Source organism: Rhodococcus yunnanensis NBRC 103083, from assembly GCF_001895005.1.
Classification (GTDB): Bacteria; Actinomycetota; Actinomycetes; order Mycobacteriales; family Mycobacteriaceae; genus Rhodococcoides; species Rhodococcoides yunnanense.
This window is the reverse complement of sequence record NZ_BCXH01000007.1, coordinates 201,386-219,166: the sequence shown is the minus strand read 5'-3', so window position 1 is coordinate 219,166 and position 17,781 is coordinate 201,386. Positions and strand designations below refer to the sequence as shown.

General features: G+C 65.0%; 17 protein-coding genes. 2 read left to right on the top strand and 15 right to left on the bottom strand.

Going from position 1 to position 17,781, the window contains the following annotated elements:
• Positions 1-16: 16 nt before the first annotated feature.
• Positions 17-805 carry a helix-turn-helix transcriptional regulator gene (locus tag RY1_RS14185; protein WP_072804209.1) on the bottom strand — a complete coding sequence of 263 codons (789 nt, stop codon included), beginning with the start codon at positions 803-805 and terminating at the stop codon, positions 17-19.
• Between the two features lie 97 nt (positions 806-902).
• On the opposite strand from RY1_RS14185, the gene RY1_RS14180 reads away from it, so the two are divergent.
• Positions 903-2,402, top strand: a complete 1,500-nt coding sequence (locus RY1_RS14180) for a fatty acyl-CoA synthetase (RefSeq protein ID WP_072804208.1) — start codon at positions 903-905, stop codon at positions 2,400-2,402.
• Between the two features lie 48 nt (positions 2,403-2,450).
• On the opposite strand, the gene RY1_RS14175 is transcribed toward RY1_RS14180, so the two are convergent.
• The 10 genes from RY1_RS14175 to RY1_RS14130 form a co-directional block, all read right to left on the bottom strand.
• The gene (locus RY1_RS14175) at positions 2,451-3,209 is read right to left on the bottom strand and encodes a GolD/DthD family dehydrogenase (protein WP_072804207.1); all 759 of its coding nucleotides are present in this window, start codon (positions 3,207-3,209) and stop codon (positions 2,451-2,453) included.
• A gap of 134 nt (positions 3,210-3,343) precedes the next feature.
• Positions 3,344-4,384, bottom strand: coding sequence for a substrate-binding domain-containing protein (locus RY1_RS14170; RefSeq protein ID WP_072804206.1), 1,041 nt, complete (start codon positions 4,382-4,384; stop codon positions 3,344-3,346).
• A 48-nt stretch (positions 4,385-4,432) separates the two neighbouring features.
• Complete coding sequence (locus tag RY1_RS14165) at positions 4,433-5,452, bottom strand: ABC transporter permease (protein ID WP_072804205.1); 1,020 nt, start codon at positions 5,450-5,452, stop codon at positions 4,433-4,435.
• Positions 5,449-7,002, bottom strand: coding sequence for a sugar ABC transporter ATP-binding protein (locus RY1_RS14160; protein ID WP_072804204.1), 1,554 nt, complete (start codon positions 7,000-7,002; stop codon positions 5,449-5,451). The genes RY1_RS14165 and RY1_RS14160 overlap by 4 nt, the downstream gene beginning before the upstream one ends.
• The gene (locus RY1_RS14155) at positions 6,999-8,054 is read right to left on the bottom strand and encodes a zinc-dependent alcohol dehydrogenase (RefSeq protein WP_072804203.1); all 1,056 of its coding nucleotides are present in this window, start codon (positions 8,052-8,054) and stop codon (positions 6,999-7,001) included. The genes RY1_RS14160 and RY1_RS14155 overlap by 4 nt, the downstream gene beginning before the upstream one ends.
• Positions 8,048-8,812 (bottom strand): SDR family NAD(P)-dependent oxidoreductase, encoded by a 765-nt coding sequence (locus tag RY1_RS14150; protein WP_072804202.1) that lies wholly within the window; start codon positions 8,810-8,812, stop codon positions 8,048-8,050. The genes RY1_RS14155 and RY1_RS14150 overlap by 7 nt, the downstream gene beginning before the upstream one ends.
• Positions 8,809-9,852, bottom strand: coding sequence for an NAD(P)-dependent alcohol dehydrogenase (locus RY1_RS14145; RefSeq protein WP_072804201.1), 1,044 nt, complete (start codon positions 9,850-9,852; stop codon positions 8,809-8,811). Before RY1_RS14145 ends, RY1_RS14150 begins: the two co-directional genes overlap by 4 nt.
• Positions 9,849-10,484 (bottom strand): beta/alpha barrel domain-containing protein, encoded by a 636-nt coding sequence (locus tag RY1_RS14140; protein WP_072804200.1) that lies wholly within the window; start codon positions 10,482-10,484, stop codon positions 9,849-9,851. Before RY1_RS14140 ends, RY1_RS14145 begins: the two co-directional genes overlap by 4 nt.
• Positions 10,481-11,965 carry a xylulokinase gene (gene xylB / locus RY1_RS14135; protein ID WP_072804199.1) on the bottom strand — a complete coding sequence of 495 codons (1,485 nt, stop codon included), beginning with the start codon at positions 11,963-11,965 and terminating at the stop codon, positions 10,481-10,483. The genes RY1_RS14140 and xylB overlap by 4 nt, the downstream gene beginning before the upstream one ends.
• On the bottom strand, positions 11,962-12,603 hold the full coding sequence (locus RY1_RS14130) for an SIS domain-containing protein (RefSeq protein ID WP_245819661.1): 642 nt from the start codon (positions 12,601-12,603) through the stop codon (positions 11,962-11,964). The genes xylB and RY1_RS14130 overlap by 4 nt, the downstream gene beginning before the upstream one ends.
• A gap of 128 nt (positions 12,604-12,731) precedes the next feature.
• On the opposite strand from RY1_RS14130, the gene RY1_RS14125 reads away from it, so the two are divergent.
• A complete protein-coding gene (locus RY1_RS14125; RefSeq protein WP_072804197.1) occupies positions 12,732-13,688 on the top strand; it encodes a sugar-binding transcriptional regulator in 957 nt (318 codons plus the stop codon).
• Here RY1_RS14125 and RY1_RS14120 read toward each other — a convergent pair.
• The 4 genes from RY1_RS14120 to RY1_RS14105 form a co-directional block, all read right to left on the bottom strand.
• Positions 13,685-14,626 (bottom strand): hypothetical protein, encoded by a 942-nt coding sequence (locus RY1_RS14120; protein WP_245819660.1) that lies wholly within the window; start codon positions 14,624-14,626, stop codon positions 13,685-13,687. The genes RY1_RS14125 and RY1_RS14120 overlap by 4 nt on opposite strands.
• A gap of 122 nt (positions 14,627-14,748) precedes the next feature.
• Positions 14,749-15,708, bottom strand: a complete 960-nt coding sequence (locus RY1_RS14115) for a TauD/TfdA dioxygenase family protein (protein ID WP_072804196.1) — start codon at positions 15,706-15,708, stop codon at positions 14,749-14,751.
• Positions 15,705-16,781, bottom strand: a complete 1,077-nt coding sequence (locus RY1_RS14110) for an ABC transporter substrate-binding protein (RefSeq protein WP_072804195.1) — start codon at positions 16,779-16,781, stop codon at positions 15,705-15,707. Before RY1_RS14110 ends, RY1_RS14115 begins: the two co-directional genes overlap by 4 nt.
• Position 16,782: 1 nt before the next feature.
• The gene (locus RY1_RS14105; protein ID WP_072804194.1) at positions 16,783-17,718 is read right to left on the bottom strand and encodes a TauD/TfdA dioxygenase family protein; all 936 of its coding nucleotides are present in this window, start codon (positions 17,716-17,718) and stop codon (positions 16,783-16,785) included.
• Between the last annotated feature and the right edge of the window lie 63 nt (positions 17,719-17,781).

Below are 17,781 nucleotides of genomic sequence, written 5' to 3'. Positions count from 1 at the left end.
CCTCGAAAGTGGACAGTCAGATGGCCGAGCCCTGTCGGCGCAGTATCGAGGCGGTGAGTGCTGCCCGGTTGCGAAGGCCGGTGGTCTCGAAGATCCGGCTGACGTACTTCTTGACGGTCATCTCGGTCAGTGTGAGCGCGGATGCGATCTCGGCGTTGGTGAGACCGTCGGTGATCAGTTCGGCCACCTCGATCTGACGAGGTGTGAGCCCGGAGAGTGCATCGACCGACTCCACATCCGCACCGATGACGACGGAACGGCTGGTCACCCGAAGATGCGAGGCGAGAAGCCGCATCGCGGTGATATCGACCTGATCCCAGTGGCGTTCGCGATCGAACATGCCTACGAGTGCTTCGCCGTCGGCGAAGCGCAGGTGGATCGCCGACGCGGTGCCCATGCCATGGGGTGCGAGGTAGTCCTCGACGTAGGACTTCTGCGGCACCGGCAGCCGGGCGAGATCGTCGAGGGTGGCAAAGCCGTCGTCCGTCAGCGCTCGCCGGGCCTGAGGGAGTGCGAATACGTCCTTCTCTCGCCACCGCTCCTGATACACGTCGAGCAAGGGTTCGGCGGCGCCGGTCAGAAGAGGTGCCGGATCGGCGAACAGCGTCGGGAACGTGGTTCCGAAGAAGAACGTGACGTCACGGACGTCGAATATCGTCGCGACAGCGTCTACCAGGTTCTCCTTGAAGCGTGTGCCGTTCCCGGACGTGCGGCAGACGTCGAGAACTTCGAGTATTCGACGGAGGTGCTCGGGGGACAGTGTGTCCCGCCACGACCGCGTGGGCTCGGGCACCGATGAGAGCATTGAGCCATGATATCCAACTCGATTCGGGGACCGGGTCGAATCGGGTGATGCGACCGTATCGCCCCGGTTTTCGTTGGACGTCCTATAGCCTGTCGGCATGGGCTCGCGGACGAACACCATCGACGGCGTCCTGCGGCGGTCGGCCGCGAGATACCCCGAGCGAACGGCCATCACCTTCGATGGTCGCAGCCACAACTACCGACACTTGGACGACGTCGTCAGCAGTGCAGCTCGACGACTGCTCTCGCTCGGGCTGTCGACGGGAGATCGTGTCGCCGCGTACGGAGTCAACTCCGACTCGTACGTCGTGGGATTCTTGGCATGCGTGCGAGCCGGCCTCGTACACGTGCCGGTGAACTACGCCCTCGTAGGGGAAGAACTGAAATACATTGTGGAGCAATCGGGCTCCCGTGTGGTGCTCGTCGATCCGGATCTCGAGCCGACGTTGGACTCGGTGCGCGGCGATCTCCACATCGACCACGTGTTGCTGTTGCCAGTACTGCTCGACACCGGCGACGACGCTGGTGAATTCGAGTCCGTTGCAGCGTCCGGTGACCTCGCTCAGCTGCTGTACACCTCGGGTACGACGTCGAAGCCCAAGGGCGCCATGATGTCCCACGGTGCGCTGGTGGCCGAGTACGTGTCCTCGGTGATTTCGCTCGGTCTCGACAAGGACGACAATCCCCTCGTCGCGATGCCGCTGTACCACTCTGCAGGCATGCACGTGTTCACGTTGCCCTACTTGTCGGTCGGGGCGACGGTGCATCTGATGAAGCGGCCCGACGTGTCCGAGATCCTGCGCCGCATCGAGGAAGACAAGATCGGATCGCTGTTTCTTGCGCCGACGGTATGGGTTCCGCTCGCGAACCATCCGGATCTGGCGACACGGGACCTATCCTCGCTCACCAAGGCGCAGTACGGTGCGTCCATCATGCCCGTCACCGTGCTGAACAGGCTGCGAGCGCGGTATCCGGAGCTGGGCTTCTACAACTGTTTCGGGCAGTCCGAGATCGGACCGCTGGCAACCGTCTTGCAGCCTGACGAGCACGAAGACCGCCCCGCATCGTGTGGGCGCGCGGTGTTCTTCGTGGAAACGAGGGTGGTCGATGCCGACGGTGGCGACGTACCCGACGGCGAACCGGGTGAAGTGCTCTACCGCTCACCGCAACTGTGTGATGGATACTGGAACAACCCCGAGTCCACCGAAGAAGCGTTCCAGGACGGGTGGTTTCATTCGGGTGATCTCGTGACACGTGACTCCGAGGGATTCATCACCGTCGTCGATCGCATCAAGGACGTCATCAACACCGGAGGGATTCTGGTCGCCTCGCGTGAGGTCGAGGATGCGATCTACACACATCCCTCGGTCGCGGAGGTAGCTGTCATCGGGACGCCCGACGAGAAGTGGATCGAGGCAGTCACTGCGGTCGTCGTACTCAAGGATGGATCCCGCACTGTCACGGAGGCAGCCCTGATCGAGCACGTCAAGGGTCTGATCGCACCGTTCAAGGTGCCGAAGTCGGTCGTCTTCGTCGATGAACTTCCGCGCAATCAGAGTGGGAAGTTGCTCAAGCGTGCGCTCCGCGACCGTCCGTGAGGAGTCACCGTCCGCGGTCAGTGTGCACGTGCGGGCGCCGGAGGCACGTCAGAGGATCGTGTAACCGCCGTCGACGAGGATGTCGGCACCGTTGATCATCGCCGCGCCGGCCGAAGCCAGGAAGATGGCAACCGAGGTGACGTCCTGGGTTTCGGCGAAGCGGCCCACCGGAATACGGGCGCGCAGCGCGTCACCCTTCGGGTTGGACCAAGCCTCGCGGCCGAGTGGGGTCATGACGACAGTGGGGGAGATGGTGTTGACCGTGACGCCGCGGCCCGCCCATTCCGCTGCGAGCACCTTGGTCAGCCCGAGCACACCGAATTTCGAGGCGCAGTACGCTGCGTGCTCCTCGATTGCGACGGTGGCGGCCTGCGAGGCGATGTTGACGATGCGCCCGCTGCCACGCCCCAGCATGATGCGACCGAACTCCTGGCACATCAGGAATGTTCCGGTCAGGTTGACGTTCATCGTGAGGTTCCAGAACTCGTCCGACAGTTCCTCGGCGGGAGCCAGGCGAGCGACACCGGCCGAGTTGACCAGTACGTCCACGTGTCCGAGCTCGGCGACGACGGAAGAGGCTGCGGCGCGGACGGATTCGCGGTCGGCGACATCGCAGGCGAGGCTACGGGCACCGATGTCCGACGCGGTTTTCGCCGCTGCGTCGCCATCGCGATCGACGAGGACGACGTCGGCGCCCTGTGCGACGTACGCGGCGCCGATGGCTGCACCGATTCCTGAGGCGCCGCCGGACACGACGGCCACCATGCCGTCGAACGACAGATCGACGGGAGCAGGGACGGTCGTCATGTCAGGACACACCTTTCGTTTCGAGCTGAGAGGTTCGAGCTGTGATGTTCAGAGCGGTGATGTTCAGAGCGGTGGTATTCGAGGTGGGGCGGGTGTGGGGGACAGCGCCGCCCCACCTCGAAGCCGGTAGCGGTCTACTGACCGGGGATGCCCTCGTTGGCGATGTCGCCGGACTCGAGGTTCTGATCGGTCAGTTCGACCAGGCCGTCGAGGAAGGCCTGACGCTCGGTCACGACGTGCTCGATGGCGACGTCGACGTTCTCCGGGGTGATGGCAGGCATGATGTACACCGGTGCGGTGTCGCCGTCCTCGCCCTTGGCGATACGGTTCGCTACAGCCAAACCTGCGGAGAGCTCGACAGTGCCGTTCTGCAGTGACGTGCCGATGAATTCACCGCTCTTGACGGCATTGAGCCCGTCCTCGATGCCGTCGATGCCCACGATCGGAACATCGGTGCGGCCGGCTTCCTTGAGAGCCTGCAGTGCGCCGAGGCCCATGTCGTCGTTCTGGGAGACGACGCCGTCGATCTGGTCGCCGAAGCTGGAGAGCCAGTTCTTGGTCTTGTTGACGGCCTCGTCGCGCTTCCAGTTGGCGGTGTCCTTGGCGAGCACCTTGATGTCCGGGTACTTCGCGAGAACCTGGTCGATGCCTGCGCCACGGTTGATTTCACCGGATCCGCCGAGCGGGCCCTGCAGGATGACGATGTTGCCGCGGCCACCGAGCTTGTCGGCCATCATCTGCATTTCCTGCGCGCCTGCCGCGACGTCGTCGGGCTGGACGTTGCCGGAGATCTGATCGGTCTCGAGTTCCGCATTGACCGCGATGACGGGAATGTCCTTGTCCTTGGCGGACTGCACCTGCGGAGCGAGCGAATCTGCCTGCACCGGAACAATGATGATCGCATCGACGCCCTGGTTGATCAGGGAGTCGACCTGGCTCGCCTGCGTCGAGACATCGTTGCCTGCGGAGTTCCACAGCAACTCGATGTCATTGGCCGCGGCGTAGGTCTCCATGCCTTCCTTGCCTGCGGTGATGAACGAGCTCATGTCGTAGACGGTGACGCCGATGCGCGTCTTTCCGTCCTGGGCACTGGTATCGCCCGCGCCGCAGGCGGTGACACCGACGGCGAGGAGGCCGGTGGCCGCCACGGTCAGCATCTTGGAAGTAAACTTCATTGTCATCTCCAGATCGGTGAATGTTGTGACGAGAGTTGAGAAGGTCGGTCAGGTTCTTCGTTTGGACGACCACACGTCGACCGAGACGGCAGCGACGATGAGGACGCCCTTGATGACGTCCTGCCAGTAGGCAGGTACCACGAGGAGATCGAGGCCGTTGTTGAGCGTCTGAATCATGAACAGCCCGAGCGCGGTTCCCCAGATGGTGCCGCGTCCGCCCATGAGGCTCGCACCGCCGATGACGACGGCGGCGATCGCGTCCAGTTCGTATCCCTGGCCGAGGTTGGGCGGACCGGAGATGACGCGGGATGCGAGCATGACACCCGACAGGCCGGCAAGCACGCCGGACAGTGCATAGACACTGAACAGGACGTTCTTGGCATTGATGCCGGCGATCTCGGCTGCCGTGCGGTTACCGCCGACGGCGTATACGCGCATACCGTATGCGGTTCGCTTCATCACCACGGCCAGCACGACGATGCCGATGATCATCACCAGAACCGGGATCTGCAGTCCGAAGATCTTGGTGTTGGCGATCTGGCCGAACTCGGCGGGAAGCCCGTTGATGGGTGCGCCACCGCCGATGACATACGCGAAACCTGAACCTGCGGTGAGCATACCGAGTGTCGCGATGAATGGAGGCACATTGATGCGCGAAACCAGATATCCGTTGATCGAGCCCGCGATCAGGCCGACGGCCATCGCGACGAGCACGGTCATCCAGATCTGGCCCGGGTTGGCCTTCGCCACTGCCGCGGATGCCATCGCGGACACGGCGATGACGCTGCCGACCGACAGGTCGATACCGCCGGTGAGGATGACCAGTGTCTGCCCCAGGGCGATCAGAGCGAACGGTGCAGCCGCGACGAGGATCGTCTGCAGGTTGTCGACGGTGCCGAATCGTGCACTGCGATACGAGAAGTACGCGATGACGAGCAGCATGACGATGACCATGGAGTAACGCAGAGCCAGAGCTCCAGCCCAGGCACCGGAGAACCGGCGTACCGGTTCGCCTGTGGTGGCCGATACGGACGTCTTGTCGTCCGTTTCAGCGACGGGTGTTGTCACTGTTGTGCCTCCTCGAGTGACGGCCGCTGTTCGGCCGCGGGTGTTTCGCTTCGTGAGTCCAGGGCGGTGGCCAGACGGAAGACCGAGTCCTGAACTTCGGGATGATCGAGCGCCTGTCGATCGAGTTCGCCGACGAAGGCGCCCTCACGCATGACGAACGCGCGGTGCGAGAGACCGACGATCTCGGGCATGTCCGACGACGCCATGACGACTGCCATTCCGCGGCTGGCGAATTCGGTGATGATCCGATAGATCTCGGAGCGAGCTCCGACGTCGACACCGCGGGTGGGTTCGTCGAGAAGCAGTACGTTGACGGTACCGGTCAACCAGCGAGCGAGCACTACTTTCTGCTGATTTCCACCGGACAGGGTGCCGACGCTCTGGCTCAGTCCGCGGCTGCGCAGTCGTACCGACTCCATGGCGCCGGCCACGGCGGTGGATCGGGACTTGTTGCGCAACCATCCGGCGATGCTGAAGGACGCCAGCCTGGGAAGAGATCCGTTGTCCAGCACGCTCATCGACAATACGACGCCGTTGACCTTGCGGTCCTCGGGCACCATGGCCATGCCCGCGGTGATGGCCGCAGCCGGTCGACCCTTGGTGATCAGCTTGCCGTCGACCTTGATCGTTCCCGATATCACCGAACGCATACCGAACAGCGCCTCGAGCAACTCGGTGCGGCCTGCGCCGACGAGGCCGGCCAACCCGACGATCTCACCGCGCCTGACGGTGAGGTTCACCGGCTCGGAAGCGCCTGCGACGAGCAGGTTCTCGACTTCGAGGACCACATCGCCGGTGTCCTTGCCGACAGCGGGGAACAGATGCTCCAGTTCGCGGCCGATCATCGCGGTGACGATCTCGTCGTCGGTGATGTCGGCGAGGGATTCGTCGGTGATGAGCTTTCCGTCTCGCAGTACGACGACTCGGTCCGCGATGGCACGGATTTCGGCCATCTTGTGCGTCGTGTACACCATCGCCACGCCGCGGTCGCGCAGTTGCTTCATCACTTTGTAGAGGCCTTCGACCTCACGTTCGGAGATGGCGGAGGTCGGCTCGTCGAGCATGACGACCTGGGCGCCGGTGCGGGCGGCCTTGACGATCTCGATGATCTGCCGAAGTCCGACGGGCAGGCTCCCCATGCGCGCGGTCGGCGAGATGGACACGTCGAACACCGCAAGGGCTTCGGCGGCTTCCTTGATCATGGCCCGGCGGTCGAGAAGGATTCCGCGGCGCTTCTCGCGACCGACGAACATGTTCTCGTACACCGTCATGTCGTCGATCGAGGCGAGCTCCTGCGGCACGATGACAACACCGTGGCGGACCGCATCCCGCGGATCGCCTGCCGACAGCGTGTGTTCTCCGATGGTGACGGTACCGGTGTCGGCGCGAAGCTGCCCGGTCGCGATCTTCATCAAAGTCGACTTGCCCGCGCCGTTCTCACCGGCGAGTGCGGTGACGGTGCCAGGGTGCAGTTCGAGCGAGATTCCTTTCAGCACAGGAACTCCGCCGAAACTCTTGGTCACCTCCTGGCAGTCGAGCAGCCGGGTCATGGTCGGTCACCGACGGTGATCAGGACTTTCACGTGCTCGGGATCGGTCGATGCGGCGAAGGCCTCCGCTGCGCGATCGAGCGGGAATTCGGCGGTGACGAACTCGTCGATCGGTACGACACCCTCGGTCAGCATGTCGATGGCCTCCTGAACGTCCTCGCGGACGTACATCAGGCAGCCCGCGACGACGAGCTCACGGTCCTGGATCAGATCGAGGAGAACCGGGGTGGCGCCCGCCGCGACACCGACGACGAGGATGGCCCCGCCCTTGTCCACGAGGTCGACGGCCTGAGCCATCGACGACTCCCGCGAGACGCAATCGATGACGACGTCCGCCGGTCCGCCGAGGATGTCCTTGGCGGTGGTGACGGCGCCTTCTGCGGTCGGGTCGAAGCTGCCGATCGCACCCAGTCGCTGTGCGCGGGTGCGCTTGGATTCGAGCAGATCGGCGACGACGACGATGGCACCGGCCCGCCGGGCGGCCAGCAGCACGAACAGGCCGATGGGGCCTGCGCCGAGCACGGCGACACGCTTGCCGTCGAGTCCGTCGACGAGCTTGCCTGCCCGGCGAACCGCGTGCACCGGGGTCGCAAGCGGCTCGATGAGCGCGGCGTGCCGGTCGTCGAGTGCGTCGTCCAGCGGGATGACTCGGTCGGCGGCGATGGTGAACGCATCGGTCAGACCGCCCGGTGTCTGGCACCCGAAGACGGCGAGCTCGGCGCAGATGTTGTATCGGCCGGCCAGGCACTGCGTACAGTGGCCGCACGCGAGATTCGGTTCGACGACGACCCTCGTGCCGACGAGCGAGGCGTCGGTACCCTCACCGACAGCGTCGACGACACCGACGACCTCGTGACCCGGCCGGAACGGCAGGTCGATGAACGGGTGCCGTCCGTGCGCGGCGTGGATGTCGGATCCGCAGATTCCGACGACGGTGCTGCGGACTCGGACCTCACCTGGTCCTGCCTCCGGCGTCGGGGTGGTCTCGACGCTGATGTCGTCGATTCCTTCGACGAGAATCCGCCGAACGGTCGATATTTCCGTGCTCACCATGCTGTGTAGCCTCCGTCCGCGACGAGTACCGATCCGGTGATGAAGCTGGCGGCGTCGCTGGCGAGGAAGACGACGCTCGGTGCGATCTCCTCGGGCATCGCGTAACGCTGCAGTGGGGCGTCGTCGATCCAGTAGCGCTTGAGATCGGGACGGTCGACCGGTGCCATTTCGGTCTTGCAGTAACCGGGTGCTACTGCGTTGACGCGGATGCCGAGCGGGCCCCATTCGGCGGCAAGGGATTTGGTCAGGTGGTGAACCGCTGCCTTCGACGCGTTGTAGGCGGGCTGCATCTGCGGCCGGTTGACGATGATGCCGGACATCGAACCGATGTTGACGATCGAGCCCTTGCCGCGCTCACGCATGTGCGCACCGACGGCGATGCTGCACTCCCACAGGGCTTTCACGTTGAGATCGAAGACGTTGTCCCATTCGTTCTCGGTGACGTCCCACGAGTCGTTGTGGTAGCAGGTACCGGCGTTGTTGACGAGAATGTCGACGTGGCCGAGCTTGTCGATCGCCTCGGCGGTCATACGCTCGATGTCGGCGTGCTGTGTGATGTCGGCGGTGATGGCCGCGAAATCGTATCCCTCGGACGCGGCTGCCGCGACGACCTGGTCGTTGCGCTCGGCGCTTCGACCGGCGATGGCGACGCGTGCGCCCGCTGCGGCGAGTCCGAACGCGAACGCGCGTCCGAGCCCCTGGTTGCCGCCGGTGACGATGGCGGTACGTCCGGTCAGATCAAAAGGATTGTTACTCATGCAGGCACCACTATCGACTTGAGGCTGGCAGGGTCGGTGTCACTCTCGAGCGCGTCGGCGACGTGTTCGAGGTCGTAGCGTCCGGTGACGAGACGATCGAGATCGACCAGTCCCGAGGACACGAGATGGATTGCAGCGGGCCAGGTGTCGGTGTAACGGAACACCCCGGTGACCGTGATCTCCAAGTTCTGGATATGGCTGATGGGGAGCGGGTAGTTGTCCGCGCCCATGCCGACGAGAACGACACGTCCGGCCGGCCCGACGGCGCGGATGCCGCTCTGCACGGCAGGAACGGCGCCACTGGCGTCGACGAACGCGTCGACCTGAGGGGTCAGGGCGGCGACGTCGTCGACCATCGGGTCGATCACTTCGGTGGCGCCGAAGGTCAGTGCGCGCTCACGACGTGATGCCACCGGATCGGAGACCACGATGCGCGCGGCGCCGAAGGCACGTGCGGCTTGCGCGGTGATGATGCCGATGGGCCCGGCGCCCGCGATGAGGATCGACGAGCCGGGGACGATCCCGGCCTTGCGCATCGTGGTGACGGCCACCGACAGTGGCTCCAGCAGTGCCGCAGCCTCGTCGGACATCGAATCCGGCACGGGGTGAGCGAAATCCGAGTCGATGGTGACGTAGCGGCAGAATGCGCCGTCGACCGGGGGAGTGGCGTAGAACTTCATGTCGGGACACAGGTTGTAGCGGCCCGCCATGCACTGCTTGCATCGGCGGCACGGATGCTGCGGCTCCACGGCGACGCGCTGGCCGATCCGGGACTCGTCGACGCCGTCACCGACCGCAGCGATACGGCCCGACAGCTCGTGGCCGAGGATCATCGGATCGTCGACGACGAAGTCGCCGATACGGCCTTCGCGGTAGTAGTGAACGTCCGATCCGCATACACCGACGGCAGCGACCTCGATCAGCACCTCGTTCGGTGCCGGTGTGGGAACCGGTCGGTCCTCGATCTCGAGCGTGCGCACGCCGGTCATCACGCTCGCCCGCATCGACGACGCGGGAGGTGTTGGTGTGGCGGTGGTCATGATTGTCCTTCCGGCAGTGTGGAATCGGTCAGCAGTATGGAATTGGTCAGTAGGGCGCGTCCGACGACCATCGTCGTGGCGCCTGCGGTGTGGCACGAGGACATCAGTTCCTCGGTGACCCCGCCGTCGACGGTCACCGCGGTGCGGCCGGCGAACGCGGCGGCGATCCGCAGTCGGTCCGGGTCGGCGGCTCCCGAGGTTCCAGGCTCGAGAAGCATGACGAGTACGCCGTCGTAACCATCCAGGTCGACGGTCGGCGCGGAGTACTCGTCGGCCTCGTCCCAGATCGCTGCCCACAGCCGTATGGACTGCGAGGCACGGGTTCCGATCGGCACGTACAGATCTCCCGCATGTGGAACGGCGGGCAGCATCGCCTCGACTGCCTCGGAACTTCCGATGAGGTGGATGCCGAGCTTGTCCTGCGGAACGACCGCGGCGAGTTCGTCCAACTCGTCGACGGTGATCCCGACCGGCAGTCCTTCGTTCGGTGCCATGACATCGATGTGCACCGAGATGCCCGCGTCGACGAGGGCGCGAGCAGCGTCTACGCGGAGTTCGGGTGCGACCGCGTAAATGCTTCCCGTCAAACGGCTTTCGTGGCCGATGTGCCACGGAGCGAGGGCGACGGTCATGTGGTCTCCCGCCGATCGAGGGCGTCGACGGCTGCCGCGTCGGCCCAGCGGGCACGGACAGTGCTGATGTCGCGTCCGGTGTCGCGCGGGAGCACCGTGGTGCGAGCCGACGGCGTCCACCGGCGAGCGAGATCGACCATGCCGGCTTCGTCGACACCTGCGGCCACGGCCGCGGCCTGTACGCAGGCCCCGCGGGCTGTCGCCTCGTCGGCGTCCGGCACGGTGACGGTGTCACCGGACAGGTCGGCCAGCAGTTGCAACGTTGCACGCGACCGAGCGCCACCGCCGACGACGGTCAGAGGCCCGTCGCATGCGATTCCGAAGGACCGCAACGCATCCCGTCCGGCGAGCAGCGAGAGAAGTGGGCCTTCGAGGAACGCGCGGGCCATCTCCTCGCGCGTCGTCGCAGAGGTCAGGTCCGAGATCAGGCCTCGGGCGTACGGCCGATTCGGTGTGCGTTCGCCGTCGAGGAACGGCACGAGCGTCGGTCCGACGGTGGGTTCGGCAGCGAGTGCGAGCTCCGCAAGCCCCGCATGGTCGGTGCCGAGGATCCGCGCAGCGGTGTCGCCCACCCGTGCGGCGTTGAGGGTGCAGACAAGAGGCAGGTAGCCCCCGGTGGTGTCGGCGACGCCGTTGACGATGCCTGCCTCGTCGAACACCGCGGTGCGCGTCGAGGTGGCGAAGACTCCCGAGGTTCCCAGCCCGATGTACTGGTCGCCGTCGCTCAGTCCGAGGCCGAGGTACGCGGCATGCTGATCACCCGCGCCCGCTCCGATCTGTACCGGTCCGGTGAGTCCGAGTTCGGCTGCTGCCTGTTCGGTCAGCGGGCCCGCTGGTTCGGCGCCGCCGAGCACGACCGGGAGCATCGGGAGCCAGTCGCGCGGGCCGGCTGCGGCGTCGAGGAATTCCGGCAACCAGGTGGACGTCGTCGCGTCGAAATATCCGGTTCCCGACGCGTCCGAGCGGTCGGTGACGGCGCGTCCGGTGAGTCGGAATGTCAGATAGTCGTGCGGGAGCAGGATGCGATGGGTCCTGTCGAGCACTGCGGGCTCGTGCTCGGCGACCCACGCCAGCTTGGCGATGGTGAACGCGGCTGTCGGCAGCGAGCCGATGCGGCGCACCCACTGCGGTCCACCGATCGTCTCGACGAGTGCCGCCAGTTGGTCGGCACCGGTGGTGTCGTTCCAGAGTTTCGCCGGACGCAATGGTTCGCCGTCGGAATCGAGCAGCACGAGGCCGTGACACTGGGCCGCGACGGCCATCGCGGTGACCTGCACGTCACCGGCGTCGGCGAGTGCGGTACGTACCGCGAGAACCAAAGCGTCCCACCACGACCGGGGATCCTGTTCACTGCACGGCGGGAATGCTGGGGTATGGGGAGCCGAGCCCGAGGCGAGCAGCTCGCCGCTCTGGGCGTCGCGCACCTCGGCCTTGCAGGACTGAGTCGACGAGTCGATCCCGACGACGACTTCTCTGGTCACAGTCCGACCACCGGCTTGTCGGTGTCGGACATGACGTCCTCGCGGGTGCCGACGCCACCTGCCGGGTGGGAGTTGACGACGTCGTGCATCGTGTGGCCGCTCAAGGCCATCGCGACGACGCTGACGGCGTCACCCCACGCGCCGACTGCGAGCGTGCTCGTCATCGCGATCATGTTTCCGGGGTCGGAATCGGCAGCGGTAGCGGGGAGTTCGGCCACCTCGGTTGCGGCGTTGCCGAACGGAGATCCCGCGTCCTCGGTGACTGCGATGACGTGGACGCCACGGTCGACGAGGCGGGTGACCAGCTGGGTGAGTTCGGTGGAGCGTCCCGTCTTGGAGACGGCGAGAACGAGGTCGGTGGTGCCGATGGCGCCCATACCGCCGTGCAGTGCGTCCATGGCGGGTAGGTAGAGGGCGGGCGCGCCGCATACCGAGAGGAGGTGGGCCAGGCGCTCGGCCATGATGCCGGAGGTGCCGGAACCGGTGGTGATGACCTTGCCGGTCGTCTCCACGACCGCGCGGGCGACTCGAACGACGCTGGGCTCGACGGTGTCAGCCAAGTTGGTCAGGCCTGCGGCCTCCCGGACCAACACGGTGTGCGCGAGACGCCGAAGTTCGGCGTCGTCGAGCTTGCTCATATGGTGTACCTCACTGCTCACGTGATTAGTGAACAGGATCATGCACCCTCGGGTGCTCACATGTCAACGAGCTTGCTCATGTGAGCATCTACGGTCATGATGGTCGCAGTGACACGAAAGGTGGGGGGATGCCGCAGGAACCCGAAGTCCGCAGGGCCGGACCCGAGGAGCTCAGTCAGCGAGGGCTCATCGCACGCAGGTACTACCTCGACGGACGGACGCGGGTTCAGATCGCCGACGAGTTCGGCCTCTCGCGCTTCAAGGTCGCGCGGATACTCGAGGACGCGGTTGCGTCCGGGATGGTCGAGATCACCGTGCATGCGCCGGAGTCGATCGACATCGACCTGTCCCGGGCGCTCAAGGACGAGTTCGGTTTGCGCATGGCCTTCGCTGTGCGCACCGCCAGTGACGGCCAGGACGAGCTGTGGGATGCCGTAGGGCGCGTCACCGCCGATCTCCTGAGTGAAATCGTCACGCCCGCAGACGTACTCGGCGTCGATTGCGGGCGCACGCTATCGCGGATGACCACCCACCTCGACGCCGTCGCCGAATGTGACGTGGTGCAGTTGACCGGCATGGCGGGTGCCGTCGGTGCCACGTCGGCCGAGCTGGTGCGTCGGATCACCGAACTCGGTGGGGGACAAGCGTGGTCGATGTACGCGCCGCTGGTGGTCGCGGACTCGCGGACCTGCGCTGCGCTGCGCAGCAGCAGAGGGATACAGGAGACACTGAGACACCACGCCTCGGTGACGAAAGCCGTTGTGTCCATCGGGGCTTGGCAGCCAGGGCTGTCGCAGGTCTACGACCTTCTCACCCCGTCGGAAGCCAGTAGCTGGACCGACAAAGGCGTGGTGGCCGAGTCCTGCGCCCTGTTGCTGGACGCGGACGGACATCGGGTCAGCGGCCTGGACGACCGGCGGATGGGAGTCTCGGAGGATGCCCTCCGCGGAATCCCGGACGTCATCGCCATCGCAGCCGGTGAGGCCAAACTCGCGGCGGTCCGTTCGGTTCTGAAATCGGGTCTGGTGTCGTCGTTGATCATCGATGCCAGGACGGCGGCAGGGCTGGTGCGGCTACACCACTAACTCTGCCGGTACGCCTCGGCCAGCAGATCGTTCGCCAGATCCTGGTTGTGGTGCCGCGCATGCGATGACCCGTCTCGGCTGAGCAGACGCACGTTGAGGGCGTAGGCGAGATCGTCGAACGTGTCGTCGTCGATACTGAGCTCGACGTCGACGTCCTCCTCCAGCAGCGCACCGAGGTCGATCGACCACGACCACACACGCTCGTTCTCGTAACCACCGACGCCTGCGATCACCGAATCGTTGGAGACCTCCAGCTCCGCATCGGACCTCTGGGCCGGGATGGCGGTGTTGATGGCGAGGTCGAGCTCGATGGTGTCGTCGTCGTGGGTGATCTCGGTGATGTACAGCGTCTCGAGGTCGCCGCAGTACAGCGTCAGCAGTCGTCGGCGATCCTCGGCTCCATCGGTGGCAGGCAGTGCCACGACGTTCCACAGATACTTCTGCGTGTTGACCGGATCCGGGATCGTGGAGTTGATGTAATCGGCCACGATGCTGCGGATCTCCTGGTACGCGAGGTGGTCGGAGAGTTCCCAGAACTTCGACCTGCGGTCGCCGACCTCGCCGGAGGTGACAGTGATCCGCTTGCCGCGTTCGAGCGGAAAGACGTCCCTGCTCGACGCCGCCGCGGCAGGCACGTCCTGCCCACGCGTGCGGAGTTGCGCGGTCTGCGCGGTGATCGCGCTGAGCCGGGTTGCGCCCGCCACCAGCTCGTCCGCGGGCCACGATACGAACTCGACGGCGTCGATGTCGTCCCATTCGGCACGGTCGGCGAGGAACTGGGCCGCGACGTCCGCGGCCTGCCCGGTGTAGGCCTGGCCGTCACCGAAGTGCAGGACGTACAGTCCGGCGGCGTACGCCTTTGCGGTAAAAATCGCAGTGATCGAACCGATTTCGGCGACGTCGAAGCGTTCGAGGGCGAAGTGATCGGGTGTCGACATGCCTACGATCTAACTACATGCGCCGACGCGCCCGTGCGGAGGCGGCCGCACCGCCTGGATGGGTGCGGCCGCACCGCGTGCGATGGGTGCGGCCGCGCCGCGGGTACAGTTCGGCGTCGGTATCAGGCCGGTGCGGGGGCGCGAAACTCGCTGCCGTGGATCGATCTGGACCGCTCACCCGAAACGCCAACGGGTACATCGCCTTCGACGGTGGTTCGGTGCAGCACACGCACGACGTCGAGATGATCGAGGTCGGTGGGGGCCTGGTGGATCGTGGCCCGGTTGTCCCAGATGCCGAGGCTGTCCGGAGTCCACCGAATACGGACGGTGTACGCCGGATCGGTGATCTCCTCGAACAGCAGATCGAGAATCTTGTCGCTCTGACGCGGGCTGACCCCGATGATGCGGCTGGTGAAGCCTGGATTGACGTAGATCAGGCGTTGACCGGTCACAGGATGTACACGGACGACGGGGTGCTCGGAGACTATTCGGGTTTCCTGAGTCAGCGATTCCGACTCCGAACCGCCCGCCCAGCGAGGTGTGCGCCCACCGAAGCGATTCTCCGCATACAGACCTTCGAGGAACCGTTGCAGCGAGGCCGGCAGGTTGTCGTAGGCGGCACCGAGATCGGCCCACGTGGTGTCCCCGCCGACCTCGGGCACCAGCTCGCCGCGCAGAACGGTGACCGCGGGCGGGTTGATCAATGCGGTGACGTCCTGATGCCAGAAACTCGCATAGCTGTACTTGCTCGAACCGGATCGCTTGGCGTAGATCCTGCTGTCGACCTCGAGAATCTCCGGGAAGCCGGCAGGCGACTTGTCGGTGTATCCGAGCGGATGGGCAGGTGTTACCGGTCCGAAGTAGCCGGTGAAGCGGATTTGCTCCGCGTGTCCGATCTTCTGGTCGCGGAGGAACAGGACCTTGTACTCGTACAGCGCATCGCGCAGTGCCGCTTGGACATCCACGGAGAGTTCGTGCTCCAGCGAGATACCGGACACCTCCGCTCCGATGTAGCCCGCGATCGGCGCTATCACCAGCGAGTCGGTGGACGGGGCCGAAGAGTCGTTCAACACAGCGGTCATGGTTTCGCTCCTTGGGTGATCGGGTTGCCGTTCTCGTCCGCGTCGGGCTCGAAGCGGCCGTTGGCGTATGGGTTGTATTCGTTGGTGTACAACGTCGCGACGTCGAGGTCCGCCGGAAGTTCACCGAGCCGCACGGCCTCGTCCACCCACAGGGTGAACTCGTCGTCGGCAATGACGGCTCCCGGTGCTGGGACACCTGCGCTCTTCCAATGCTGCACGTAGTCGGTGTTCTCGCTCCGGCCGCGGCCGGAGATGATGTCGGTGAACCTGCCGATGACCTCTTCGCGAGGGCGCAGTTGCGCCCATCGGATCGCCCGCGCCACACCCTGGACGAAGTCGGCCGTGGCGTCGGGGTTCTTCTCGATGAAGTCGTCTCTCAGTACTGCAGTGGAAATACTGAAACTGCCGATCAGATCGGTGTCGCGAAAGATCTCGTGCAGCCCACCTGCCTCGAGCGCGACATCCTTGATGATGCCTCCGAGGTTGCCGACGTCGATCTGGCGCTGCCGCAGCGATTGGTCGGTGTTGATCGGGGGTACGACGAGGAACTCGACCTGGCCGATCTCGTCCTCGGTCAAGCCTTCGCGGTGAAGCCATTCCTTGATCGCGTATTCGTGATACGCACCGAGCGTGTTGATCCCGACCTTCTTGCCGATGAGGTCGCGGGCCGAGTCGATTCCGCTTCCCTCGAGGGAGTAGTAGCCCTGGAACGTCTCGTCGTCCGAGCCTGTCGAGGACACGACGGCCGTGATCGCCGAACCTGCCTCCTGCAATTTGGCGACCGAACCGTTGAACGCCTCACCGATCTCGGTTTGGCCTGTGGCCACGGATTGAATGTCCTGCGGTCCGGATGTGGTGTCGCCGACCCACTCGAGCTCGACGTTCTCGAAGTAGCCCAGCGACTCCGCCAGCTCTGGCCACCGGACGGCACTCGGCGAACCCTGGTATCGCAGTACTGTCTTGCCGTCGGCATTCGGCTGGCTGGACGAATCCCCACACGCGACGACGCTCACCGCCAGTACCGTCGCCGCAATCGTCACGACCAAGGAGCGCATAGCTTTTCGCCGGATCATGTCACGATCCGAAGAACTGATCACCGGAGATCGACGTGGACGGGACCCCGTCGATGCCGACCGGAATGTCTCCTTCGAGGGTCGTGCGGTAGAGCACTCGCGTGACATCGAGGTGGTTCACATCGGTGGGTGCGAGGTGTGCCGTTGCTCGGTTGTCCCAGAATGCCACCGATCCTTTCTCCCAACGGAAACGGACGGTATGCGCGGAATTCTCGATCTCGTCGAACAGCAATTCGAGAACTGCGTCGCTCTGCCGCGGCGTCAGGCCGACGATACGAACGGTGAATCCCGGGTTGACGAACAGGATCCTCTCACCGGTCACCGGGTGGACACGTACCACGGGGTGTTCGGTGATCAGCGGCGCTGCGGCGACCTTCTTGCCGTAGTCGCTGTCGGTGCTCCATACCGGTGCGCGGCCTCCGAACCGGTGCTCGGCCCGAAGACCGTCGACGAACTCCTTCAGCGCGTCCGGGAGGTTGGCGTAGGCGGCGGCGAGGTTGGTCCAACTGGTGTCGCCACCCCGGTCCGGAGCGATGTCCGCCCGCAGAATGGACGCCGCAGGGGGATTGATCAACGCCGAGATGTCGGTGTGCCATGCACTGGTGTAACCGGCGGCCTTCCTGCCGAACCGCTTCTCGTAGAGCCGGTTGTCCACCGCGAGAATCTCCGGAGCCTCGGTCGGCGCATCGTCGTCGTACGGGTGCGACGCCGTGACGCGGCCGAAATTCCTGGAGAACGCAATGTGCTCGGTGTGCCCTATGTTCTGGTTCCGAAAGAACAGAACCTTGTAACGGTGAAGCGCGGTGGTGATCGACTCGACCAGATCGGGTGTCAACTCCTGCCCGATGTCGATACCGTGCACGTCGGCTCCGATATGGCCTGCGACTGGCGCGAATGTGACTGACTGCTGGTGTGTGTCGTTGTCGATGACGGTCATGACGATGAAGTATCGAGATCCGTTGCGGGGCCTGCAACAACACTTCCGCATTGTGGAATGACC